Below are 24,185 nucleotides of genomic sequence, written 5' to 3'. Positions count from 1 at the left end.
GCGCGGTCAGAGGGCCTTGAGGGCCGCCGAGGTGGCGCGGGACAGGGCGTCGAGGTGGCCCTTGGGCAGCCTCGGGCTGCGGATGACGACCGAGCGCCAGTACAGGGGGCCGGAGATCAGGTCGAGGGCCAGCTCCTCGTCGAGGCCGGCCCGGACCTCCCCGCGCTGCTCGGCGGCCCGCACGATGGTGCTGGCGACGCTCGCCTGACCGTCGCGCAGCGCCTTCTGCACGGCCTCGGCGATCTCCGGACTGCGGGCGGCCTCGGCCTGCAGATCGGGGAGGATCTGCGAGGCCAGGGGATGCCGCAGGGCCCGCGCGGTCACCTCGTAGAGCAGCCGCAGATCACCCTCCAGGGTGCCGGTGTCCGGGACGGGCAGGCCCAGCACCGCGACCGCGGAGACCACGTCGAGCACCAGGTGCAGCTTGGAACGCCAGCGCCGGTACACGGCCGTCTTGCCGACGCCCGCGCGGCGAGCGATGCCCTCGATCGACATCCGCGCGTAGCCGACGGCCGCCAGTTCCTCGAAGACGGCCGCCCGGATCGCCTCGGTCACGTCCTCCCGGAGCACGGCCGCTCCGGCGGGCGCCCGGCGGCGCGGCGGCGTCGAGGACTGATCGGCGTCGGTCATGCGGACAGCATAGGCGTCACGACGATACGGCACCGTCCCCACGCACGCGGCCACCGCCCGTTCGCCCGCCGTCCATCCTCCCGTCACGACGAAACGGTTGCGTTCCGACGCCGAAGCGTCCTACGCTCACGAGGCGACGAAACGGTCCCGTCCCGACGTAAGAGAGGGCGATGAGAACAGTGAGCAGGCCGCACCGGCTCTCGCCCCCTTCGCCCCCTCCCGCCCCTCTCCCAGTGAAAGCAGCGGATGTGACTCAAGCCCTGCACACACCGCCCCGGACGGCCGAGACGCCGCCCGGGACCGACCTCGCGGCCCTGGCCGCCTGGCACGGGCTGTCGGTCAGCGGCGCCCGCCCCACGCTGCCGCAGTACGTCCGCCTGCTGTGGGCGCGACGGCACTTCATCACGGCGTTCTCCACCGCCAAGCTCACCGCCCAGTACAGCCAGGCGAAGCTCGGCCAGGTCTGGCAGGTGCTGACGCCGCTGCTGAACGCGGCGGTGTACTACCTCATCTTCGGCAAGCTGATGGGCACCAGCCGGGGCGTGCCGGACTTCGTCCCGTTCCTGGTCACCGGCGTGTTCGTCTGGACGTTCACACAGAGCTCGATCATGGCGGGCACCCGCGCGATCTCCGGGAACCTGGGTCTGGTGCGCGCCCTGCACTTCCCCCGGGCGGCGCTGCCGATCTCCTTCTGCCTCCAGCAGCTCCAGCAGCTGCTGTTCTCGATGGCGGCGCTGGTCGTGATCCTGCTGTGCTTCGGCGTCCCGGTCGCCGCCTCCTGGCTGCTGGCGCTCCCGGCGCTGGTGCTGCAGTTCGCCTTCAACGCGGGCGTCTCCCTGGTCGTGGCCCGGATGGGCGCCAGGACGCCGGACATCGCCCAGCTGATGCCGTTCCTGCTGCGGACGTGGATGTACGCGTCCGGCGTGATGTTCAGCATCAGCCACATCATGACCAAGCACACGGACGCGCCCTCCTGGGTGACCGCGGTCCTGCAGGCCAACCCGGCCGCCGTCTACATCGACCTGATGCGCTTCGCCCTGATCGACAGCTTCCGGGGGAGCCAGCTCCCGCCGCACGTCTGGGCGCTCGCGGCCGGCTGGGCCCTGCTCGCCGGCGTCGGCGGTTTCATCTACTTCTGGAAGGCTGAGGAGACGTACGGCCGTGGCTGAGCACAGCGAGAGGGTCCCCACCGTCGTCGCCGACGGCGTCGACATCGTCTACCGCGTCAACGGCACGGGTGCGGGCCGGGGTTCGGCCACCGCCGCGCTCAACCGCATCCTGGGCCGCGGTCGGGCCGAGAAGGCGGCCGGCGTGCGCACGGTGCACGCCGTGCGAAACGTGTCCTTCGTCGCGTACCGGGGCGAGGCCATCGGCCTCATCGGCACCAACGGCTCGGGCAAGTCGACCCTGCTCAAGGCGGTCGCCGGCCTGCTGCCCGTGGAGAACGGCCGGATCTTCACCGACGGCCAGCCCTCCCTCCTCGGCGTGAACGCCGCCCTGATGAACGACCTGACCGGGGAGCGCAACGTCCACCTGGGCGGGCTCGCGATGGGCATGTCCCGCGAGCAGGTCAAGGAGCGCTACCAGGAGATCGTCGACTTCTCCGGCATCAACGACAAGGGCGACTTCATCACCCTTCCCATGCGCACGTACTCCTCGGGCATGGCGGCCCGGCTGCGGTTCTCCATCGCCGCCGCCAAGGACCACGACGTGCTCCTGATCGACGAGGCGCTGGCCACCGGCGACCGCTCCTTCCAGAAGCGCTCCGAGGCCCGTATCCGCGAGCTGCGCAAGCGTGCCGGCACGGTGTTCCTCGTCAGCCACAACAACAAGTCGATCCGCGACACCTGCGAGCGCGTGCTCTGGCTGGAGCGGGGGGAACTGCGCATGGACGGGCCGACCGACGAGGTGCTGAGGGAGTACGAGGCGTTCACCGGCGACAAGGCGGCCAAGCCGAAGCCGAAGCCCCGGACGGCGGCTCCCGTTCCCTCGTGAGGCGTAATCCGGGCTCACCCTTTCGTCCTATAAGTGCCACTATGGCCGAGCAGGATGCCCCGCGGCGATGACGAAGGTGAAGGAGTCCATGCGATGCCCGAACTCAGCGTCGTCGTCCACGGGCCGAACACGCAGGACCGGCTGACCGGGCTCCTGGACTCCCTCGCCGGCCACCCCCACCACGACGTCGAGGTGGTCGTCGCCGCGGTCGGCGCCTGGGCCCAGGAGACGGCCCGGCGCCACACCCCGGACCTGCTGGTGCTGCCGCTGCCGGAGGGGACCGGCGACGCGGCGGCCCGCGCGGCGGGGGCGGCCCGCGCCTCGGGCCGCTGGCTGCACTTCGTGCACTCCGCGGACGGTCTGCCCGCGGGCGGCCCGCGCCTGGTCGCCGAACGCGTCGCGGAGCTGCCGGACGAGGTGGACGTCCTCCTCCTCGACCACGTCCGCTCCACCTGGGAGACCACCGGCCTGCCCTCCCCCGACGGCCGCCCGCTCGCCCGCGCGGGCCGGGCCCCCCGCCTCCTGGACGACATCGCCCGCAGCGCGCTGCGCGTCACCCCGCTGCTGGGCAACCGCGCGCTGCGCGCCTCCTTCTGGCGGGCGCACGAGGAGCGGCTCACCGCCGGCGACGAGGCGTTCGCCGCGTACGCCGCCCTGCTGCTCGCCGGCCAGGTCGCCGCCTGCGACCAGGTGGCGTACCTCCACCACGAACTGCGCGCCGAGAGCCTGCCCCCGGTCGCCCCCGAGGACCACTACGCCCTCGTCGAGAGGTACACGGCACTCCTGGACCTCGCGCGCGAGCGTGCCGACGCCCGGCCCGGAGCGGCCGCCCAGGTGCCGTACGCCGTGCTGTACGACGTCATGGTCCGCACCTGTCTGCGCACCTTCGCCCGCACCGCCCTGCCGGACGCCGTGGCCCGGGAGTTCTTCCGCCGGGCCGCCGACGCGGCCGTGCGGTACCGGCCGCCCGGATACCGCCGCCCCTCCGGGCCCGAGGGCATGCGCCGCGCCCTGCTGGAGGAGAACGCGTACAGCAGGTACCGGGCGTTCCAGGCCGCCAACCGGGCCCGCCGCACCACACGCGCGGCCGTACGGACCACGCGGCGCCGGATCGCGGACGCGCGCGGCGACCGGCAGTACCGGGCGTCCCTGTCCCGGCCCGTCGACCCGGGACTCGCCGTGTTCGCCGCGTACTGGTACCGGGGCGTCGCCTGCAACCCGGCGGCGATCGCGGCCAAGCTGACCGAACTCGCCCCGCAGATCCAGCCCGTGTGGGTGGTGACCCCGGAGAACGCGGCGCTCCTGCCCCCGCACACCGACCATGTGCTCCCCGGCACCCCCCGCTACCGCGAGGTGCTCGCGACGGCGAAGTACCTGGTCAACAACGTCAACTTCCCGAACTCCGTCGTGAAGCGCCCGGACGCCGTCCACCTCCAGACCCACCACGGCACCCCGCTCAAGCGCATGGGCGTGGACCAGATGGACTTCCCGGCCGCCGCCAAGGCGCTGGACTTCCCGGCCCTGCTGTCCCGGATCGACAAGTGGGACTTCAGTGTCTCCGCGAACAGCCACTCCACCCGGATGTGGGAGCGCGCGTACCCGTCCCGTTTCGTCTCGCTCGACCACGGCTATCCGCGCAACGACGTCTACTACCGCGCCACCGCGGCCGACATCCGGGCGATCCGCGCCCGCCTGGGCATCGCCCCGGAGCGCCGCGCGATCCTCTACGCCCCCACCCACCGCGACTACGAGGCCGGCTGGACCCCCCGCCTCGACCTCGCCACCCTCGCCGACCGGCTGGGCGGGGACACGGTCCTGCTGGTGCGCGGCCACTACTTCTACGACGGCACGCCCTCCCCGCTGACCGCCCTGCGCCGCACCGGCCGGATCATCGACGTCTCCTCCTACGACCCGGTCGAGGACCTGGCGCTGGCCTCGGACGCCCTGGTCACGGACTACTCGTCGATCATGTTCGACTACGCCAACCTGGACCGCCCGATCGTCGTGTACGCCGACGACTGGGAGACGTACCGCTCCACCCGCGGGGTCTACTTCGACCTGATGGCCGAGCCGCCGGGCCAGGTGGCCCGCACCCAGGGGGAGCTGACCGAGATCCTCACCACCGAGGCCTGGCAGGACCAGGGCGCCGCGAAGGCACGTGCCGCGTTCCGCCGCCGCTTCTGCGAGTACGACGACGGGCACGCCGCCGAACGCGTCGTGCGCCGGGTCTTCCTCGGCGAGAGCGAGGACACCCTGCCGCCGGTGGTCCCGCTGGAGGACCGCACGCCCGCGCCGAGCCCCCGGGAGGCCGTATGACTCCGGACGTCACGGTGACGATCATCGTCTACAACGACGCCGACCGTCTCCCCCGGGCCGTGGAGTCGGTGCTCCGGCAAACCCACGGCGACATCGAGATCATCATCAGCGACGACCACTCGACCGACGGGACGCCGTTCGTCGCCCGGGAGTTCGCGGCCCGGGACCCCCGCGTCCGGCATCTGCGGCTGCCCGAGAACAGCGGCGGGTGCAGTGCCCCGCGCAACCGCGCCCTGGACGTCGCGACGGCCCCGTACGTGATGTTCCTCGACAGCGACGACGAACTGACCGAGGACGCGGTCGAGCTGCTGCTCGCGGCCCACCGGGAACGGGAGATCGACTTCGCCATGGGCGCGGTCGTCCGGGTCCGCGAGGACGGCGGCCGCCGGACGCGGTGGATGCCGCACCTGGTCGCCGAGCGGCGCACGGTCCTCGGGATCGAGTCCGAACCCCGGCTGCTCTTCGAGCACCTGTCGACGAGCAAGATGTACGCGCGGGCCTTCCTGGACCGGCACGACCTGCGGTTCCCCGAGGGCATCCACTACGAGGACCAGCTGTTCAGCACGCAGGCGTACTGCCTCGCCAAGGAGTTCACGATCATCCCGGAGCCGGTGTACCGCTGGCACATCGCGCCCTTCGCGGCCGCGGACTCCGCCTCCATCTCCAACCAGCGCGACCGGCTCGACAACGTCCGCGACCGGGTCGCCGTCCAGCGGCTCATCGACGGCTTCCTCACCGAGAGCGGGCACGCCGGGCTACGCGAGGACAAGGACTACAAGTTCCTCAAGCACGACTTCCGGATGTACGCGGGCGACCTGCCCTACCGCGACGACCGCTGGCTGGCCTCGTTCGCCGACCTCATGACGCCCTACCTCGACACCCTCTCCCCGGCGGCCTACGCCCGGCTGCCCCGGCCGGAGCGCGTGGTGCTCGAGCTGGTCCGCGAGCGCCGACTGCCCGAGGCCCGGCTGGCCGCGCGCGGCCTCGGCCACGGGGTGGCCCCGCGACAGGTCACGCCGGACGCCGACGGGCGCACCTACTGGGGGGACACCGTCCCCACGGACGAGAGGGCCCGCCGTGAGCTGGACGTCACCGACCTGGAGCTGGACACACGCCCTTTCCGCAGCGCCCTGTTCCGGCACGAGATCACCGAGCTCACCCGGGGGCCCGGCGCCTCGGTCGACCTCGCCGTGCGCACCTACGACCCGGGGCTGCGCCTGCCCGTGGGCCCGATACGGGCGAGCCTCGTCGTCGCGCCGGGCCCGCGCCGCCTGAAGGTGCCCTTCCGGCTCACCCCGGTGCGCCCCGGCGTCTTCGAGGGCCGGGTCCACATGGACCTGGCGTCGGCGCCGATCCCCCACCACGGCTTCGCGGGCGTCCGCCATCCCCTGCTCCGCGTCGAGCACCAGGGCCTCGCCCACAGCGCCGTCCTGCTGGCCCCCCTGTCCTTCCCCGTCCTCACCGCCCGCATCGGCCACCACTCCGGCACGGCCCCGCACCGGGTGACGATCGAACCGGAGAACCGCGGCCCGGGGCGACTGCAGATCCGCTGGCAGCCGGTCGGCGTGACGGCCCGGCTGGTGCGCCCGCTGGTACGGCGCCTCGACCGGCCCAGGGTGCGCAGGGCGGCCCGGCTGGCGCGGACCGTGCTGCGGTAGGGCGCTCAGCCTGCCGGGGGTGTCAGCACCTCGTACAGCACCTGCCCGTCCGGGCCCCGGGCCACCCCGCGCAGCCCCTCGACCGCGGGGCTCCCCCGGTCCACCACCCAGCGCACCCCGTACGCGCGCACGATCGCGCGCCGCACCTCCCGCGGGGTGCCCGGCGCGAAGTACGTCCGCACGGCCGCCGCCCGCCGGTCCTCGTCCGGCAGGAAGAAGTCGGGGTAGCCGGGCGCCACGGTGTACGGGCCGTACGCCGGGATCTGCCGGGCGGGCAGGGTGCGGGCCATGACGACGTCCCCGTACCGCACCCACGGGGTCAGCCAGTGGTACCCCGCCCACGGCTCCCGGTACTTCTCGGCGACCGCCTGCGGCAGGGCGCTGCGCGGCACGACGTAGCCCACGGTGCCGATCTGCGTCCACGCACCGGCCAGCAGCGCCGCCGTCAGTGCCGCCGCCCAGGCCGTGCGCCACCGGCCGGGCCGTGCCCCGGCCACCGCGAGCGCGGCGGCGAGCTGCGCCGGGATCAGCACGGCGGGCAGCGCACGCCCCCACGAGTAGTGCCCGCCCAGCCAGCCGGCCGCGACGACCAGCACGCCCAGCCCGAAGAACAGCACCAGCGGATCGAGCCGGTCCCGCCGCCATCTCGGCACGAGCGCCGCCACCCCGAGCAGCACCAGCCAGTACCGCCCGGGCAGGTCCCGGTACAGGCCCCGGTGCACCGACTCCAGGTCGGCCCCCGCCCCGAACAGCGCGAAGAAGTCGTAGTACGGCCACGCCCACAGGACCACGGCGCCGACGGCGAGGGCGCCCGCGAGCCGTGTCCCCACCGCGCGTCCCGGCCGCCCGGCGACCACCGTGGCCAGCGCGCCGAGCGAGGCGACGACCCCGGAGAACTGGTGGCAGAGCAGGATCACCGCCCACAGCAGGCCGAGCCCGAGCCACACCCCCCAGCCGGCCTCCGTCCGTACCGCCCGTGCCAGCCACGCCCACAGGTGTAAGGCCGCCCCGAGCGCGAACAGACTCGGGTACGACACCGTCAGCGCCAGCGAGTTCAGCCCCAGGAAGCCGCTCCACGCGAACAGGGTCGTCCCCCACAGGAACACCAGGCACAGCAGGGCGAGCGCGGGAGCCGCCCGCTCGGCGCTCAGCGTCCGCACGTACCGCCAGACGCCGGTGACCAGCAGCGCCAGTCCCGCCAGGGCGCCGAGCCGCAGCACCACGAAGACCGAGAGCCCGGTCACCCGCGCCACGCAGCCGAGGACCAGCATCCACGGCGAGTAGTAGGGGCTGGGCGTGTCCGCGTCGACCAGGGGATTGCCGGGGTCGGCCAGGCTGTGGCGCAGCCGTTCGACGGTCGCCGCGTGTATGCCGAGGTCCCCGGCCCACGGCAGCCGGACGATCACCAGGAGCAGCAGGACGAGGACCAGCGCGCCGGCGGCCCCCGCGACGACCGCCGTCTTCGGCGGAGTGGCCCGGATCGTGCTCACACCGGCACTGTAATTCCCGTTATATCCGATATGCGGGAGCGCCCCGGACCGGGTGGGTCCGGGGCGCTCCGCCGCGCGTCCGCCTCAGGCGGCCGGGCGGCTCAGGCGTGCGACCGCAGCAGCGTGCGCATGGTGCGCATCGCCACCGAGAGGTTGGCCAGGTCGAACGCGTCCGAGCTGCGGATCTCCTCCAGCGTGGTGCGCGCCCGGCTCAGGATCGCGGCGTTCTTGCGCTCCCATGCCTCGAAGCGCTGCTCGGGCGTCGCGGCGCCGTCGCCGACCGCCAGGACGTCCGAGGTGAGCGCCGCGTGGGCGGCGTACAGGTCCTCGCGGATGGAGGCGCGGGCCATGGACTGCCAGCGGTCGGACCGCGGCAGCTCGATGATCCGGTCCATGAGCTGGCTGATGTGCAGCCGGTCACCGAGGTCGTAGTAGACCTCGGCGACGTCCATCGGGTCCTTGCCCATGCGGTCGGCCACCGAGACGATGTCGAGCGTCGGGAAGGCCGAGGAGAACCCGGCGACCCGCTGGGCCAGCTCGACGGGCACCCCGGCGTCGGTCAGCTCGTCGTGGATCTGCTGGTACCAGTCCAGGTCGGCGCCCCGCAGCAGCTTCGGCAGCTGCGACCACACCTGCTCCACCCGGTCGGCGAAGAAGTCGACGGTGTCGGCGAGTGCGAGCGGCTGCTGCCGGTTGTTCAGCAGCCAGCGCGTGCCGCGCTCGACCAGACGCCGCGAGTGCAGCCGGATACGGGTCTGGACGGCGGCCTCGACCTTGTTGTCGAGCGCCTCGACCGCGTCCCACACCTCCGCCGAGCGGAAGATCGCGCGGGCCACGGTCTGCGCCCGGACGATCTCCTCCAGCGAGGCGCCGGTCTCCTCGCGCAGCCGGTGCAGATACGTCGTACCGCCCGTGTTGACCGTGTCGTTGACCAGCACGGTCGTGGTGATCTCACGCCGCAGCGGGTGGCTGACGAGGTGCTCGGGGAACCGCTCGCGCAGCGCCGTCGGGAAGTAGGCGTGCAGCAGCGTGCTCAGGTACGGGTCGTCCGGCAGCGAGGTGTGCAGCAGCTCGTCGGCGACCGTGATCTTCGTGTACGCCATCAGCACGGCCGTCTCCGGGCCGGTCAGGCCGTGGTCGGAGTTCAGGCGCTCGCGGATCTGCCGGTCCGTGGGCAGGAACTCCAGCGCACGGTCCAGGTGCCCCTCCCTGACCATGTGCTTCATGAAGCGCTGCTGGGCGTGGAGCATGGCGCTGGACTGGGCGAGGGCGTTGGCGATCGCCGTGTTCTGCGCGTAGTTGTTGCGCAGGACCAGGTGGCCGACCTCGTCGGTCATCTCGGCGAGCAGCTTGTTGCGCTGCTTGACCGTCATGTCACCGTCGGCGACCAGGCCGTTGAGCAGGATCTTGATGTTCACCTCGTGGTCGGAGGTGTCCACACCCGCGCTGTTGTCGATGGCGTCGGTGTTGATCCGGCCGCCGTTGCGCGCGAACTCGATCCGGCCGAGCTGGGTCAGGCCCAGGTTGCCGCCCTCGCCGACGACCTTGACGCGCAGGTCGGCGCCGTCGACGCGGATGGCGTCGTTGGCCTTGTCGCCGACGTCGGCGTTCGACTCGGTGCTGGCCTTGACGTAGGTGCCGATGCCGCCGTTCCACAGCAGGTCCACCGGGGCCTGGAGGATGGCCCGCATCAGCTCGGCCGGGGTCATCTTGGAGACCTTGCCCTCGATGCCCAGGGCCTCGCGGATGTGCGCGTTGACGCTGATGGCCTTGGCGCTGCGCGGGAAGACGCCGCCACCGGCCGACAGCAGCGAGGTGTCGTAGTCCTCCCAGCTGGAGCGCGGCAGCTCGAACAGGCGCCGGCGCTCGGCGTAGGAGGTCGCCGCGTCCGGGTTCGGGTCGATGAAGATGTGCCGGTGGTCGAAGGCGGCGACCAGCCGGATGTGCTCGCTGAGCAGCATGCCGTTGCCGAACACGTCACCGGACATGTCGCCGATGCCGACGACCGTGAAGTCCTCGCTCTGCGTGTCGACGCCGAGCTCGCGGAAGTGCCGCTTGACCGACTCCCAGGCACCGCGGGCGGTGATGCCCATGCCCTTGTGGTCGTAGCCGGCCGAGCCGCCGGAGGCGAAGGCGTCCCCGAGCCAGAAGTTGTAGGACTCGGCGACCTCGTTGGCGATGTCGGAGAACTTCGCGGTGCCCTTGTCGGCGGCGACGACGAGGTAGGTGTCGTCCCCGTCGTGCCGGACGACGTCGGCCGGGGGCACGACCTCGCCCGCCACCATGTTGTCGGTGATGTCGAGCAGCGCCGAGATGAACGTCCGGTAGCTGGCGATGCCCTCCGCCATCCAGGCGTCCCGGTCCGCGGCCGGGTCGGGCAGCTGCTTGGCGACGAAGCCGCCCTTGGCGCCGACCGGCACGATCACGGTGTTCTTCACCATCTGCGCCTTGACCAGGCCGAGGATCTCCGTGCGGAAGTCCTCACGGCGGTCGGACCAGCGCAGACCGCCGCGCGCGACCTTGCCGAAGCGCAGGTGCACGCCCTCGACGCGCGGCGAGTACACCCAGATCTCGTACGCCGGGCGCGGCGCCGGGAGGTCCGGGATGGCCTGCGGGTCGAACTTCATGGAGACGTAGTCGTGCGGCCCTCCGTCGGCCGCCTCCTGGAAGAAGTTGGTGCGCAGCGTCGCCTTGATGACGGTGAGGAAGGACCGCAGGATCCGGTCCTCGTCCAGGCTCGCCACCTGGTCCAGGGCCGCGTCGAGCTCCTCGAGCAGCGCGTCCACGATCTCGAGGCCCGCGCGCTGGCGGTCCGGCGACAGCCGCGCCTCGAACAGGGAGACGAGGAGCCGGGTGGTGTGGACGTTGTGGCGGAGGGTGTCCTCCATGTAGTCCTGCGAGAAGGTGGACCCGGCCTGCCGCAGGTACTTGGCGTACGCCCGCAGTACCATCGCCTGCCGCCAGGTCAGCCCGGCGCTCAGCACGAGGGCGTTGAAGCCGTCGTTCTCGGCCTTGCCGGTCCAGGTGGCGGCGAACGCCTCGGAGAACCGCTCGCGCGCGTCGTCGCCCGCGTAGTCGGTGGCAGCGGCCTCGCTCGGCATGCGCAGGCCGAAGTCATAGATCCAGGCGACGCTGCGGTCGGAGCAGCGCAGCTCGTAGGGCCGCTCGTCGACGACCTCGACGCCGAGCCGGCTGAGCACCGGCAGGACGGCGGACAGCGAGACGGCCGCGCCCTTGCGGTAGATCTTGAAGCGGCGCTCCTCGGGGGCGGCGCCGACCGGCTCGTACAGGCTGAGCGAGAAGTCCTTCTCCTCGGTGAGCTGTTCGATGTGGACGAGGTCGGAGACCGCGGAGCGCGGCCCGTGGTCGGCCTTGTAGCCCTCGGGGAAGGCGTTGCCGTAGCGGCGCGACAGTTCGGCGGCGTGCTCCTCGCCGAGTTCGGCGTTCAGCGCGTCGGCGAAGCCGTCGGCCCAGGACCGCGCGGCGTCCACCAGCCGGGCCTCGATGCGCTCCTTGTCGGCGTCGGACAGCTGCGGCAGCTCGGTGCCCTGCGGGACGCGGACCACGAAGTGCAGCCGGGAGAGGATCGACTCGGTGTTCCAGGCGGTGAAGTCGACGCTGGTGCCGCCGAGCTCCTCCTTCAGGATGTCGATGATCCGCAGGCGCACGCCGGTGGTGTAGCGGTCGCGGGGGAGGTAGACGAGGGCCGAGTAGTAGCGGCCGTACTCGTCCTGGCGCAGGTACAGCCGCAGCCGGCGGCGCTCCTGGAGGTAGAGGACCGAGGTGGCGATGGACCGCAGCTCGTCGACGGGGGTCTGGAACAGCTCGTCGCGCGGGTAGGTCTCCAGGATCTGGAGCAGGTCGCGCCCGTCATGGCTGTGCGGGGAGAAGCCGGCGCCGCTGAGCACCTCGTCGACCTTGCGGCGGATCACGGGGACGCGGCGCACGGACTCGGTGTAGGCGGCCGAGGAGAACAGGCCCAGGAAGCGGCGCTCGCCGACGACCTCGCCGTTCTCGTCGAACTTCTTCACACCGACGTAGTCGAGGTACGACGGCCGGTGCACGGTGGCCCGGCTGTTGGCCTTGGTGAGGATGAGCAGCTTGTGCTCGCGGGCCTTGGCGCGGGCGTCGGCGGGCAGCCGCTCGAAGGACGGGCTGACGGGGTGGGCGTCGCTCTCGGAGTGGTGCGGGTCCGAGCGCAGTATGCCCAGGCCGGTGCCCGGCACGGCGGCCAGCGAGTCGTCCTCGCGCAGCTCGTACTCGCGGTAGCCGAGGAAGGTGAAGTGGTCGTCGGCCAGCCAGCGCAGCAGCTCGCGGGCCTCCTCGAACTCCTGCTCGCGCAGATCGGAGTGGGGCTCACCGGGCAGCTCGTCGGCCATGCGCAGGGCCGCGTCCCGCATCTTGCTCCAGTCCTCGACGGCCTCACGGACGTCGGACAGGACGCGCATCAGGTCGGCGGTGATCTGCTTGAGGTCGCCGCGGTCGGTCTCGCGGTCGATCTCGACGTGGATCCAGGACTCGATGTGCGTGTCGTGCGGAAGGTCTCCGGCGGGCGCCGCGGGCAGCACCTCGATGAGCTTGCCGGTCAGGTCGCGGCGGACGACGATCTGGGGGTGGATGACCACATGGATCCCCCGCCCCTGCCGGGTCAGCTCGTTGGTGACGGAGTCCACCAGGAACGGCATGTCGTCGGTGACCACCTCGACGACCGAGTGGCTGCAGGTCCAGCCGTTCTCCTCGACCGTCGGCGTGTGGACCCGGACGTTGGCCGTGCCCTGCGGGCGGTTCTCGGCCAGCCGGTAGTGCGAGAAGGCGGCTCCGAAGACGTCGACCGGGTCGCGGTCGGCCAGGTCCTCCGGGGCGGTGTGCAGGTAGTAGCGCTGGAGGAACGAGAGCACCGTGTCGTGGTCCGGGGTGCCGGAACCGCCCTCGTCCTTGGTCCCGGTCGGTAGGTGCCCCCCGACCGGGCTGTTCTCAGCAACCCGGGCGGCCCGTTCGAGCAGCTCGGCCTTGGCTTCGTCCAGCTTGGTCTGCATTGTCCTCTGGCTCCTGTCGCGCGCCGTTGCGTGACGTTGAAGGAAGTACGGTCTCTTCCTCTCCGGTGTAACGCCGCGACGCGGGGTGTCCGGTCTGCTTCGACGCTATGCCGAGAGGTGAGATGAGCGGGGGTATATGAGCCATTCTTGAGCTGCCCAAGGGGTGTGACGCCGCTCTCTGCGGCACCCGGGCCCGGGAGACCGATCGCGTCCCGGGGGCCCGTACGCCCCCCTCCCGCCCGTGAAGACCAGCGAGCGGCGCCCGGTCACGGATGTCCTCCGTGGTCGCCGGGCGCGGGGCAGGGGCATCGTCGCCCCCGCGAACTATCGCGCTGATCACGCCACCCAGGCTATCGCTCCGCACGGGGGGCCCGTCATGAGCCGTATGTGTACAAAACCGGGGGGCGAACTTTGACGTTCTGCACAGGGGCGATCGGGGCGCGCGAGGCGTAACTGGCGGGGCGGGGCACCCGGGGGCAGCCTGGTGAGCAGGCGCGGCGGCACCGGAGCCGCAGGGCGGCACGGACAACCGGCCGTCCGAAGGAGCCGTGCGTCCGAAAACAGCGGTCGTCTCCCCGCCGCAGGGGCTTGCCACGTCCCGCGCGCGGCGGCACGTTGCCCCCAGGCCGGCCGACGGAGCCGCCGGCCGGGCAAGGAGAGGAGCCCACCCGCCATGACTGCGAAGATCCTCATCGTCACCGGCGACGCCGCGGAGTCGCTGGAGGTGCTCTACCCCTACCAGCGCCTGCGCGAGGAGGGCTACGAGGTCCACATCGCGGCGCCCACCCGCAAGAAGCTGCAGTTCGTCGTGCACGACTTCGAACCCGGCTTCGACACGTACACCGAGAAGCCCGGCTACACCTGGCCGGCCGACCTCGCCTTCTCCGAGGTCGACCCCGGCGCGTACGCGGCCGTCGTGATCCCGGGCGGCAGGGCCCCCGAGTACCTGCGCAACGATCCGGAGCTGCGCAAGATCCTCAAGTCGTTCTTCGACTCCGACAAGCCGGTCGCGCAGATCTGCCACGGCCCCCTGATCACCGCCGCGGTCGACACCCTGCGCGGCCGCCGAGTGACGGCCTATCCGGCCCTGGAGCTGGACATGCAGGCCGCGGGCGCCACCTTCCAGGACACCGAGGCGGTCGTCGACGGCACGCTGGTCTCGTCCCGCGCCTGGCCGGACCACTCCGCGTGGATGCGGGAGTTCCTGACGGTGCTGCGGGCGAAGGCGCCGGTGAGCTGAGGCCGGCCACCGGTCCGGGGCGGGCCGGCACCGGGCCCGCCTCAGGCGGCCAGCCGCTCCGCCTCCGCGACGGCTTCCGCGAGCGTGTCCACGACCGGCACGCCGACCGTCTCCAGGCTCGCCCGGCTGTGCGAGCCGCCGGTGTAGAGCACGGCCCGCGCCCCCACGTGCAGCGCGGCCACCGCGTCGTCGGCGGCGTCCCCGATCACCACCGTGCGCGTCGGGTCCACGCCCGCCAGCGCCTCGATGTGCCGCACCATGTGGTCGGCCTTGCTCCCCCCGGACGGCCCGACCCGGCCGTCGACGCGCAGGAAGTGCCCCTCGATGCCGAATCGCCGCACCAGCGGCACCAGCTCGTCGTGCACGTACATGCTGAGGATCGACTGGCTGCGCCCCGCCGACCGCCAGCCCGACAGCAGCTCCGCCACGCCCTCGGTGAGTCCGCACGACACCCGGTGCTCGGCGTAGTGGCGGTGGAAGGTCAGGTCCATGACCTCCCACTCGGCGTCCGTCGGCAGCCGTCCGAGCAGCCGCTCGTAGAACTTCGGCACCGGTACGCAGTACAGCGCCCGGTACTGCTCGATCGTGATCGGGGCGAGCCCCAGCTCCCCGAAGGCCGCGTTGGTGGCCCCGATGATCGCGTCGTTGTCGTGGAACAGCGTCCCGTTCCAGTCCCAGACGATGTGCGCCCCTGACTGCTTCCCCATGTCGAAAAACGTACCCGGCCGCACCGGCAATCAAGACAGGGCCAGGTCGTCCGGCCGGCACTCCGAGGAGGACCGCGCGACCGGTTCAGTCCGGCAGGTCCACCAGGTTCGGGATCTCCTGCGTGGCGTACCAGAGCAGTTCGTGGTCCTCCGCGCCGTCCACGACGAACTGGGCGTCGTCGTCCCCGCCGTCCGCCGCCTCCAGCGCCCCCGCGGCCGCCGCCACGTCCGCCTCGGCGTCGTCGGCGTCCACGTGCACCGCGGCGGCCGTGGCCAGCCGCACGCTCCCGGAGACCCGCACCTCGCCCAGCGCCGACGGGTCCAGCCCGCGGTCCGGGTCGGCGACGGCCGTCTTGTCGGGCACGTCGACGGCGACCACGACCCGGCGGCGCCGCGCGCCGGGGTCGGCCGCGAGCAGCCGCAGCGAGGCCACGGCGGCCCGGTTCAGCGCGGCGTACTCCAGCTCCTCGATGTCCTCGGAGAGATACCACTCGCGCAACGCCGGGGTGACCGCGTACGCGACGAGCCCGGCCCCCAGGTCGCCCGTCTTGTACGCCTCGGCGAGACCGGGGAGGGTCAGGGGGACGTAGACGCGCATGACTGACCGCTTTCTCGTACTCGCTCGTACACGTGAGGCTCCGCAGGACCCCGGGCGGGCCGCTTCCATGCCGTCCGAGGCGGCCTTCAGGATACGTGGGGGCGTCCCCTTTCGAGTCCCCGTCACCTCTTGCGCCCGCGTCCACCCTCGTCCGGCGACTCACCCGGTGCCGCCCCGCCGGCACGGGCCCGAGCGCCCGCCCGTCACCCTGATAGGTGAACCTTCCGCCCGCTCCGACCCGGACCCCCTCTTCCTTGCCGCCACCCCGGGCGACCCCGTACAAGATCAGCGAACGCGAAGTTACCGCCCGGTATGAGCCGGGCCCGCCGATCGGGGACTCCATGAACAAGGTCATGACCAGGGCCCAGCACCGCCCCGCCAGCCGCCCTCCGGCCCGCGGTGACACACGCCGGCCCGCCGGCTCCCCGCCTCGCACACCGAGCGGCGGCTCCTCCCGTACGACGTCCCCCGGCGCCCGGCCTCCGGGCTCCCCCGGCAGCACGCCGCCCCGGTCCCGCACCCGACCCGCGGACGGCCGCCCGGCCCCCTCCGCCACCGCCCCGAGCAGGGGAACAGCCACTCCTCCGGTACCCGGACCGCTCCCCCACCCCCGGCCCACCGACGTCTTCGCCGACCGGCTGCTCCTCGTCCTGAGCGGCCAGCGCCCCGTCCACTCGATGCTCCGCCACACCGCGGGCCGCGCCTACGACGATCTCGCCCGGCTGGCCGAGCGCGGCCCGCTGCGCACCCGGGGCACCCGCCCGGTCGTCCGGGACATCGGCTGGTTCGAGCCCCGCCCGGGCGCCGTCGAGGTCTTCGCCCGCATCGGCGCCGGAGACCAGCTGCGTGCCATGGCGTTCCGGCTGGAACAGGGCGGCGACCTGCGCTGGCGCTGCACAGCGGTGGAACTGGGCGGCCCGCGCGGGCCTCGCACGGAGGACGACTGAACGGCAGCGACGAGGCGGCAGCGGGCCCGTCCAGGGCCCCAGCCCCGCCGCCGTGACGTCCCAGCCGGAGCGAACGGCAGCGACCTGCGCCGGCCGCTCCACAGCCGTGGAACTGGGCCGCCCACGCGGGCCTCGCGAGGAGAGCGACTGAACGGCAGGCACGAGGCGGCAGCGGGCCCGTCCAGGGCCCCGGGGCCCTGGCGCCGTGACATTCCAGCCGGAACGGGCGGCAGCGACCTGCGCCGGCGCTGCACAGCCGTGGAACTAGGCCGCCCACGCGGGCCTCACGCGGAGAGCGACTGAACGGCAGGCACGAGGCGGCAGCGGGCCCGTCCAGGGCCCCAGCCCCGCCGCCGTGACGTCCCAGCCGGAACGGCCGGCAGCGATTTGCGCCGGCGCTGTGTGACCGTGGATCCGGACGGCCCACGTACACCCATGCGACCGGCGGAGGGCTGCCTGGGCGGTCGGGCGCCGCGAGCCCGGTGAGCGGCGCCCGGCATCACCCCGGTGCCCCCGTAACCGCCGTCGGGTCCGCCTCGGCCACCCACGGCGAAGGGCCGGGCCCCCCGAAGGAGGCCCGGCCCTTGCGGCCTGTGGCCGTCGACGCGCTCGCGCGCGTCCCGGCTACTTCTTGCGGCGGCGTCCGCCGCGCGCCTGCTTGCGGCGCTCGGCGCGCGTCAGGCCGTCGGCCTCGGACCGCACCGGCTCGTCGCCGTTGTCGAAGTCGCCCTCGACGATGTCGCCCTCGCCGTCCACCTTGGGCGCGGTGTAGTGCAGCCGGTCCGGGCGGCGCGGCGCCTCCAGGCCCTTGGCGCGGATCTCGGGGCGCGCACCCGCCTGCGCGGGCACCGCGTCCTGCTTCTCCAGGTCGGCCACCGGCTTGGTGTCCTCGACCGGGATCTCCTCGACCTGCTGCTCGACCTGGACCTCCAGGTTGAACAGGTAGCCGACGGACTCCTCCTTGATGCCCTCCATCATGGCGGTGAACATGTCGAAGCCCTCGCGCTGGTACTCGACCAGCGGGTCCTTCTGCGCCATCGCGCGCAGGCCGATGCCCTCCTGGAGGTAGTCCATCTCGTAGAGGTGCTCGCGCCACTTGCGGTCCAGGACCGACAGCACGACCCGGCGCTCCAGCTCGCGCATGATCTCGGAGCCGAGCTGCGCCTCACGGGCCTGGTACTGCTCGCGGATGTCGTCCTTGATGGACTCGGCGAGGAAGTCCGCGGTGAGTCCGGCCCGGTCGCCGGCCGCCTCCTCCAGTTCCTCGATGGTGACCTTCACCGGGTAGAGCTGCTTGAAGGCGCCCCACAGCCGGTCCAGGTCCCACTCCTCGGCGAAGCCCTCGGCGGTCTCCGCGGCGACGTAGGCGTCGATGGTGTCGTCCATGAAGTGCTGCACCTGCTCGTGCAGGTCCTCGCCCTCCAGGACGCGGCGGCGCTCGCCGTAGATGACCTCGCGCTGCCGGTTGAGGACCTCGTCGTACTTCAGGACGTTCTTACGGGTTTCAAAGTTCTGCGTCTCGACCTGCGACTGCGCGGAGGCGATCGCCCGCGTGACCATCTTGTTCTCGATCGGCACGTCGTCCGGGACGTTCGCCATGGACATCACGCGCTCGACCATCTGGGCCTTGAACAGGCGCATCAGGTCGTCACCGAGGGAGAGGTAGAAGCGGGACTCGCCCGGGTCGCCCTGCCGGCCGGAACGACCGCGCAGCTGGTTGTCGATCCGGCGGGACTCGTGCCGCTCGGTGCCGAGGACGTACAGACCGCCGAGCTTCTCGACCTCGTCCTTCTCGGCCTTCACCGCCTGCCCGGCCCGCTCCAGGGCGGCCGGCAGGTAGTGGGCCCACTCCTCGATGTGCTCCTCGGGGTCGAGGCCCCGCTGGCGCAGCTCGGCCTCGGCGAGGTCCTCGGGGTTGCCGCCGAGCTTGATGTCGGTACCACGGCCGGCCATGTTGGTGGCCACCGTGACCGCGCCCTTGCGCCCGGCCTGGGCGACGATGATCGCCTCACGGTCGTGCTGCTTGGCGTTGAGCACCTCGTGCTGCACACCGCGCTTGCTGAGCTGCTGCGACAGGTACTCGGACTTCTCGACCGACGTCGTGCCGACGAGGATCGGCTGACCCTTCTCGTGCTTCTCGACGATGTCGTCGACGACCGCCTCGAACTTCGCGATCTCGGTGCGGTAGATCAGGTCGGACTGGTCCTTGCGGACCATCGGGCGGTTGGTCGGGATGGGCACCACACCGAGCTTGTAGATCTGGTGGAACTCGGCGGCCTCGGTCATCGCCGTACCGGTCATGCCGGACAGGCCCGGCATCTCCTTGCCGCTGTGGTCGTGCCGCTTGTAGAGGCGGAAGAAGTTCTGGAGGGTGATCGTGGCGAGCGTCTGGTTCTCGTCCTTGATCGGCACGCCCTCCTTCGCCTCGATGGCCTGGTGCATGCCCTCGTTGTAGCGGCGGCCGGCGAGGATACGTCCGGTGTGCTCGTCGACGATCATGACCTCGTCGTCGATGATGACGTAGTCCTTGTCCTTCTTGAAGAGCTCCTTCGCCTTGATGGCGTTGTTCAGGTAGCCCACCAGAGGGGTGTTCACCGACTCGTAGAGGTTGTCGATGCCCAGCCAGTCCTCGACCTTGGCGACGCCCGACTCGTGGATGGCGACGGTGCGCTTCTTCTCGTCGACCTCGTAGTCGCCGGTCTCCTCGAGGCCCTTGAGCGGGTTGCCGGGCTCGCCGCGCTTGAGGCGCGTGACCAGCTTGGCGAAGTCGCCGTACCACTTGGTGGCCTGGTCGGCCGGGCCGGAGATGATCAGCGGCGTACGGGCCTCGTCGATGAGGATGGAGTCGACCTCGTCGACGATGGCGAAGTTGTGGCCGCGCTGGACCAGCTCCTCCTTGGACCACGCCATGTTGTCGCGGAGGTAGTCGAAGCCGAACTCGTTGTTCGTGCCGTAGGTGATGTCGCAGGCGTACTGCTCGCGGCGCTGGGCCGGCGTCATGTTGGCGAGGATGCAGCCGACGCTCAGGCCCAGGAACTTGTGGACGCGGCCCATCATCTCGGAGTCGCGCTCGGCCAGGTAGTCGTTGACCGTGATGAGGTGGACGCCCTCGCCGGACAGCGCGTTCAGGTATGCGGGGAGCGTGCCGACGAGCGTCTTGCCCTCACCGGTCTTCATCTCGGCCACGTAGCCGAGGTGGAGCGCCGCGCCACCCATCATCTGCACGTCGTAGTGACGCTGGCCCAGGACGCGCTTGGCCGCCTCGCGCACGGTGGCGAAGGCCTCGGGCAGCAGGTCGTCCAGGGTCTCGCCGTCGGCGTAGCGCTGCTTGTACTCATCGGTGAGGGCCCGCAGCTCGGCGTCGGAGAGGTCGACGAAGTCCTCTTCGATGGAGTTGACCTGGTCCGCGATGCGGTGCAGCTTGCGCAGGATCTTGCCTTCGCCTGCACGCATGATCTTCGAGAGGACGGACACGGGGGTTGGTCTCCTTGCCGGTCGGGCCTGGGGAGGTCGGTTTTCCATTTGACTTGACTGAGCAACGGCCATCGTATGCGAGGACCCCGCCGCGCCGGGAGCCTGCCGGTGGCGCCGGGCCTCCGCTGCTTCAAATCTCCGTCAAAGGGACAACGGCCGGGGGTGGCGGATGGTGCCGCGTTCCGCCGGCGAATTGTGCCGAACGCGGTCGCGCGCTCACTCCCCGCGGCCGTGTCCCGCTCGTGCGTCGCGTATCGGATGGCGCGTCGCGGGGCCCTTTGAGGAGAATCGGCCGATGGAACCCGTCACGCTCACCACCGGCCGCCTCCTGATGCGCACCGTCGGCCCGGGCGACACCGATGCCGTGTACGAGGCCGCCCAGGACCCCGACATCCAGCGCTGGACCACCATCCCCTCCCCCTATCTGCGCGAGCACGCCCACAGCTTCACGCACGAACTGGTCCCGGACGGCTGGCGGAACGGCTCGATGTTCACCTGGGGGCTGTTCCTCCCCCGCGACGGGGAACTGGTGGGCATGATCGGCCTCACGATGCGTTCCATGAGTTCCGCCGAGATCGGCTACTGGGGCACCAAGGAGCACCGCGGCCACGGCTATGTCACCGAGGCCGTGCTCGCCGTGTCCCGCTGGGCCTTCTCCGACCTGCTCGTGGACCGCGTCGAGTGGCGCGCCGAGGCGGGCAACGGGCCCTCGCGCGCGGTGGCCGAGCGCGCCGGTTTCACCGTCGAGGGCACCCTGCGCTCCGCACTGATCCACCAGGGCGTGCGCCGCGACTGCTGGGTGGGCTCCCTGCTCCCGTCCGACCTGGGCCTGCCGTCCACGGCTCCCTATCTGCCCGCGCGGCGGCCGCCCTCGTAGCCTCGCCGGACCGGTCATGGACGAAATTCCAGCTCACGCCCGAGTGTCAGTGCCACGGCCTAAGGTGCGCACCATGACGACCCCGCGCCCCACCCTCCACCTCTCGGCCGACGAGGCCCGTCGCATCGTCCTGCGCGCGCAGGGCTTCCTCGGCGCCCCCGACCGCCGGGGCGGTGTCCGCGGCGTCCTGCGGCACCTCGGCGCGGTCCAGCTCGACACCATCTCGGTACTGGCCCGCAGTCACGAGATCATCCCGTACGCCCGCCTGGGCGCGGTCAGCCGCAAGGCGGTCGAGGCGGCTTACTGGACCGACACCCACGCCTTTGAATACTGGTCGCACGCCGCGTGCATCCTGCCCGTGGAGGAGTGGCCGCACTTCGCCTTCCGCCGCCGCGCCTACCGTGCCCGCCCGCACTGGAACCACGAGCTCCCCGAGGGCGCCTACGACCAGGTGATCAAGCAGCTGCGCGCGGAGGGCCCGCTGACCGCGACCGAGCTGGGCGGCGCCAAGCGCACCAGCGAGTGGTGGGACTGGTCGGGCGCGAAGGTCGCCGTCGAGCGCGCCCTGATGTACGGCGAGGTGGTCTGCGTCGAGCGCCGCGGCTGGAAGCGCCTGTACGACCTCGCCGAGCGCGCCATCCCCGCGTCCCTGCTGCACGACGACCTGGACGACACCGAGTGCCTGCGCCGCCTCGTCGGTCTGGCCGGTCAGGCGCTCGGAGTGGGCACGCGCGCGGACATCGCCGACTACCACCGTCTCAAGGGCGAGCAGGTCGACGCCGTGATAGCCGACTCGGGGCTGGTGCCGGTCACGGTGCAGGGCTGGGCCAAGCCGGCCTGGGCCGACCCGGCGGCTCTCGGCACTCCGCCGCGCGGCCGCCACCGTACGACGCTGCTGTCGCCGTTCGACTCGCTGATCTGGGAGCGTGCGCGCACGGAGCGGATCTTCGGCTTCACCCACCGCCTGGAGGCGTACGTCCCCCGGCAGAGGCGCGTCCACGGGTACTTCGCCATGCCGGTGCTGGCCGGCGGCCGTCTGGTCGGCCGGGTCGATCCGGCCCGGGAGGGCCGCACCCTGGTGGCGAAGCAGGTCTCGCTGGCTGGCCCGAAGGCGGTACCGGCGGTGGCGCAGGCGCTGGCCGAGGCGGCGAGCTGGGTCGACTGCACGGACGCGCGGGTGGAGCGGGTCGACATCCCGGAGCTGCGCGAACCGCTCGGCCGGGAGCTCGCACGCCTGATGGCGTGACCCGGGAGGCCGCTGCCCGCCCGGGTCAGCGGATCTCGAGGATCTTCTCGCGCATCGCGTACACCACGGCCTCCATCCGGGAGTGCAGCTGCAGCTTCTCCAGGATGTTGCGCACGTGGTTCTTCACGGTGTTCTCCGAGATGAACAACTCCTTGGCGATGTCCCGGTTGTTCATCCCGGTGGCGACGAGCTTGAGGACCTCCAGCTCCCGGTCGGTGAGTCGCGGCGCGGGCACGAGGCGGCGCTCGTCCGTCCGCTGGATCATCGACTTGAACTCGGTGAGCAGCTTCGACGCCATGGACGGGCTGATCTGGGACTGCCCGTCGGCCACCGCGCGGATGGCGGTGGCGACCTCGTCCGTGGAGATCTCCTTGAGGAGGTAGCCGGTCGCACCCGCCTTGATGGCGTCGTAGAGGTCGGCCTCCTCGTCGCTGATCGTGAGCATGATGATCTTCGCGCTGGGGGCCACCTCCTTGATGGAGGTGCAGGCCTCGATGCCGCCCCGCCGGGGCATGCGAACGTCCATCAGCACGATGTCGGGCAGCAGGTCGGCGGCCTTGTCGACGGCCTCGGCGCCATCACCCGCCTCCCCCACCACCTGGATGTCCTCCTCGGCGGCGAGCACGATCTCCAGTCCACGGCGAAACAGGGCGTGGTCGTCCACGACGAGGACTCTGATCGGCTCCTTGCGCGGAGAGCCCGTGTCCGGGCCCATGCCGACGACATCACCGTCGGCATCCTCGTCCCGCAGCGGTCCGAAGCTGTCCGTCATGGTTCCTCCCCCTGAGGCTGTGGCTGGTCGCGCGCCATCGCCAACCCAAGGCAGTGGCCCATCGGTTGGGCCGTCCGGTCATGATTCCATGCCTGGCCGACAGTGCGGTGACGTGCGGGGCGCGAAGTGGTCGCACACCGGTGCCCCTGGGGGCGCACACGCGCTCCAGGGGCACCGGCTCAGCCGTCGGCCGGATGGGTCAGCCGCCCAGCGTGCCACCGGCCGCTGGTGCTTGCACCTCGGTGACCATCGGGTCCGTGCTCAGATGGATGACGCCGTAGTCGTAGGCGTGGCGACGGTAGACGACGCTCGGTTCCTTCGTCTCGGAGTCGACGAAGAGATAGAAGTCATGCCCGACCAGCTCCATCTCGTAGAGGGCCTGGTCGAGAGTCATCGCGGAGGCGACGTGCGTCTTCTCGCGGACGACGAGCGGGCCTTCGCCCTTCACCTCCAGCGAGCCGATCTTCGTGGTGGGAATCGCGTCCGGCTCTTCGGTCTCGAAGGTCTGCCCGTTGCCGTTCAGCGTCGCGGCACCGGGGACGTGGTCGGGCACCTCGGCCGCCGTGAGCCGGCGTGCGCCCCGGCGTGAGAACCGCTTGTCGTGCTGCTTGCGCAGCCGGGCGTCCAGCTTCTCCGCCGCGAGGTCGAGCGCCGCGTACGGGTCGCTGGCCGCTGCCTCCGCCCGGATCACCGGACCGCGGGAACGCAGGGTGATCTCCACCCGGTCGCAGCGGTCGGCCTGTCGCGGGTTGGGCTCCTTGGACACCTCGACGTCGAGGCTGATCACCTTCGCATCGAGCCTCTGGATCTTCTCCAGCTTCAGCTTGTCGGCCACGTGCTTGCGGAACCGCTCGGGCACCTCGGTCTTGCGGCCCTTGACGACGATGTCCACGCAGAACTCCGTTCCCGGATCGCTCCGCTCCGACGGCGGAGCATCTCCCTTTTGCACCAGGCTCCGGTAGGCCCCGGAACCTCGGACTCGGCGACTTCCACCTCCTCCTCCCCCATGGGCAAGATCTCCACCCCATGGCCGAGGGTGATGGTTCAAAAACCCACAGCACGGCATTCGGCTACAGCGGGGATGGCCTGCGCCTTTCCCTCACAACCGAACATATCTCGCCCGGAGGGATGTCGTCACCCTCTACTACCGTGTACCTCCGTTCAGGTGAATTGATCCTCTCGTCACCTGCAACGATGCA

General features: G+C 71.7%; 16 protein-coding genes. 8 read left to right on the top strand and 8 right to left on the bottom strand.

Annotated elements, in window-relative coordinates; genetic code table 11:
• Nucleotides 1-6: 6 nt before the first annotated feature.
• Nucleotides 7-630 (bottom strand): TetR/AcrR family transcriptional regulator, encoded by a 624-nt coding sequence (locus tag ACFRAC_RS00145; protein ID WP_361352002.1) that lies wholly within the window; start codon nt 628-630, stop codon nt 7-9.
• Between the two features lie 248 nt (nt 631-878).
• On the opposite strand from ACFRAC_RS00145, the gene ACFRAC_RS00140 reads away from it, so the two are divergent.
• The 4 genes from ACFRAC_RS00140 (at nt 879) to ACFRAC_RS00125 (ending at nt 6,599) form a co-directional block, all read left to right on the top strand.
• Nucleotides 879-1,799 (top strand): ABC transporter permease, encoded by a 921-nt coding sequence (locus ACFRAC_RS00140; protein WP_382919034.1) that lies wholly within the window; start codon nt 879-881, stop codon nt 1,797-1,799.
• A complete protein-coding gene (locus ACFRAC_RS00135) occupies nt 1,792-2,625 on the top strand; it encodes an ABC transporter ATP-binding protein (RefSeq protein WP_382919033.1) in 834 nt (277 codons plus the stop codon). The genes ACFRAC_RS00140 and ACFRAC_RS00135 overlap by 8 nt, the downstream gene beginning before the upstream one ends.
• A gap of 93 nt (nt 2,626-2,718) precedes the next feature.
• Complete coding sequence (locus ACFRAC_RS00130) at nt 2,719-4,941, top strand: CDP-glycerol glycerophosphotransferase family protein (protein ID WP_382919031.1); 2,223 nt, start codon at nt 2,719-2,721, stop codon at nt 4,939-4,941.
• Nucleotides 4,938-6,599, top strand: coding sequence for a glycosyltransferase family 2 protein (locus tag ACFRAC_RS00125; protein WP_382919029.1), 1,662 nt, complete (start codon nt 4,938-4,940; stop codon nt 6,597-6,599). Before ACFRAC_RS00130 ends, ACFRAC_RS00125 begins: the two co-directional genes overlap by 4 nt.
• A gap of 5 nt (nt 6,600-6,604) precedes the next feature.
• Here ACFRAC_RS00125 and ACFRAC_RS00120 read toward each other — a convergent pair whose 3' ends face one another.
• Together ACFRAC_RS00120 and ACFRAC_RS00115 are read right to left on the bottom strand one after the other, a co-directional pair.
• A complete protein-coding gene (locus ACFRAC_RS00120) occupies nt 6,605-8,089 on the bottom strand; it encodes a hypothetical protein (protein WP_382919027.1) in 1,485 nt (494 codons plus the stop codon).
• A 101-nt stretch (nt 8,090-8,190) separates the two neighbouring features.
• Nucleotides 8,191-13,125 carry an NAD-glutamate dehydrogenase gene (locus tag ACFRAC_RS00115; RefSeq protein WP_382919025.1) on the bottom strand — a complete coding sequence of 1,645 codons (4,935 nt, stop codon included), beginning with the start codon at nt 13,123-13,125 and terminating at the stop codon, nt 8,191-8,193.
• Nucleotides 13,126-13,798: 673 nt separating this feature from the next.
• Here ACFRAC_RS00115 and ACFRAC_RS00110 point away from each other — a divergent pair.
• Nucleotides 13,799-14,365 (top strand): DJ-1/PfpI family protein, encoded by a 567-nt coding sequence (locus tag ACFRAC_RS00110; protein WP_361352023.1) that lies wholly within the window; start codon nt 13,799-13,801, stop codon nt 14,363-14,365.
• Nucleotides 14,366-14,406: 41 nt separating this feature from the next.
• On the opposite strand, the gene ACFRAC_RS00105 is transcribed toward ACFRAC_RS00110, so the two are convergent.
• Nucleotides 14,407-15,072, bottom strand: a complete 666-nt coding sequence (locus tag ACFRAC_RS00105) for an HAD family hydrolase (RefSeq protein ID WP_382919023.1) — start codon at nt 15,070-15,072, stop codon at nt 14,407-14,409.
• A gap of 85 nt (nt 15,073-15,157) precedes the next feature.
• A complete protein-coding gene (locus tag ACFRAC_RS00100; protein WP_382919021.1) occupies nt 15,158-15,670 on the bottom strand; it encodes a DUF6912 family protein in 513 nt (170 codons plus the stop codon).
• Nucleotides 15,671-16,011: 341 nt separating this feature from the next.
• On the opposite strand from ACFRAC_RS00100, the gene ACFRAC_RS00095 reads away from it, so the two are divergent.
• Complete coding sequence (locus ACFRAC_RS00095; protein ID WP_382919019.1) at nt 16,012-16,617, top strand: Rv3235 family protein; 606 nt, start codon at nt 16,012-16,014, stop codon at nt 16,615-16,617.
• A 624-nt stretch (nt 16,618-17,241) separates the two neighbouring features.
• Here the strand turns inward: ACFRAC_RS00095 and secA are convergent.
• Nucleotides 17,242-20,091 carry a preprotein translocase subunit SecA gene (secA, locus tag ACFRAC_RS00090; protein ID WP_382919017.1) on the bottom strand — a complete coding sequence of 950 codons (2,850 nt, stop codon included), beginning with the start codon at nt 20,089-20,091 and terminating at the stop codon, nt 17,242-17,244.
• A gap of 295 nt (nt 20,092-20,386) precedes the next feature.
• Between secA and ACFRAC_RS00085 the strand changes: the two genes are divergently transcribed.
• Nucleotides 20,387-20,968, top strand: coding sequence for a GNAT family N-acetyltransferase (locus tag ACFRAC_RS00085; RefSeq protein WP_382919016.1), 582 nt, complete (start codon nt 20,387-20,389; stop codon nt 20,966-20,968).
• Nucleotides 20,969-21,041: 73 nt separating this feature from the next.
• Entirely contained in the window at nt 21,042-22,214 is a 1,173-nt protein-coding gene (locus ACFRAC_RS00080) for a winged helix-turn-helix domain-containing protein (RefSeq protein WP_382919014.1), read from the top strand.
• A gap of 25 nt (nt 22,215-22,239) precedes the next feature.
• Here ACFRAC_RS00080 and ACFRAC_RS00075 read toward each other — a convergent pair whose 3' ends face one another.
• Together ACFRAC_RS00075 and hpf are read right to left on the bottom strand one after the other, a co-directional pair.
• Entirely contained in the window at nt 22,240-22,986 is a 747-nt protein-coding gene (locus ACFRAC_RS00075; protein WP_361352044.1) for a response regulator transcription factor, read from the bottom strand.
• A 199-nt stretch (nt 22,987-23,185) separates the two neighbouring features.
• A complete protein-coding gene (gene hpf, locus ACFRAC_RS00070; protein ID WP_382919013.1) occupies nt 23,186-23,878 on the bottom strand; it encodes a ribosome hibernation-promoting factor, HPF/YfiA family in 693 nt (230 codons plus the stop codon).
• Nucleotides 23,879-24,185 lie beyond the last annotated feature (307 nt).

The organism is Streptomyces sp. NPDC056628, from assembly GCF_042792555.1.
In the GTDB taxonomy this organism is placed as follows: Bacteria; Actinomycetota; Actinomycetes; order Streptomycetales; family Streptomycetaceae; genus Streptomyces.
The sequence above is the reverse complement of the archived record's forward strand: the minus strand, read 5'-3'. Positions and strand labels throughout refer to the sequence as shown.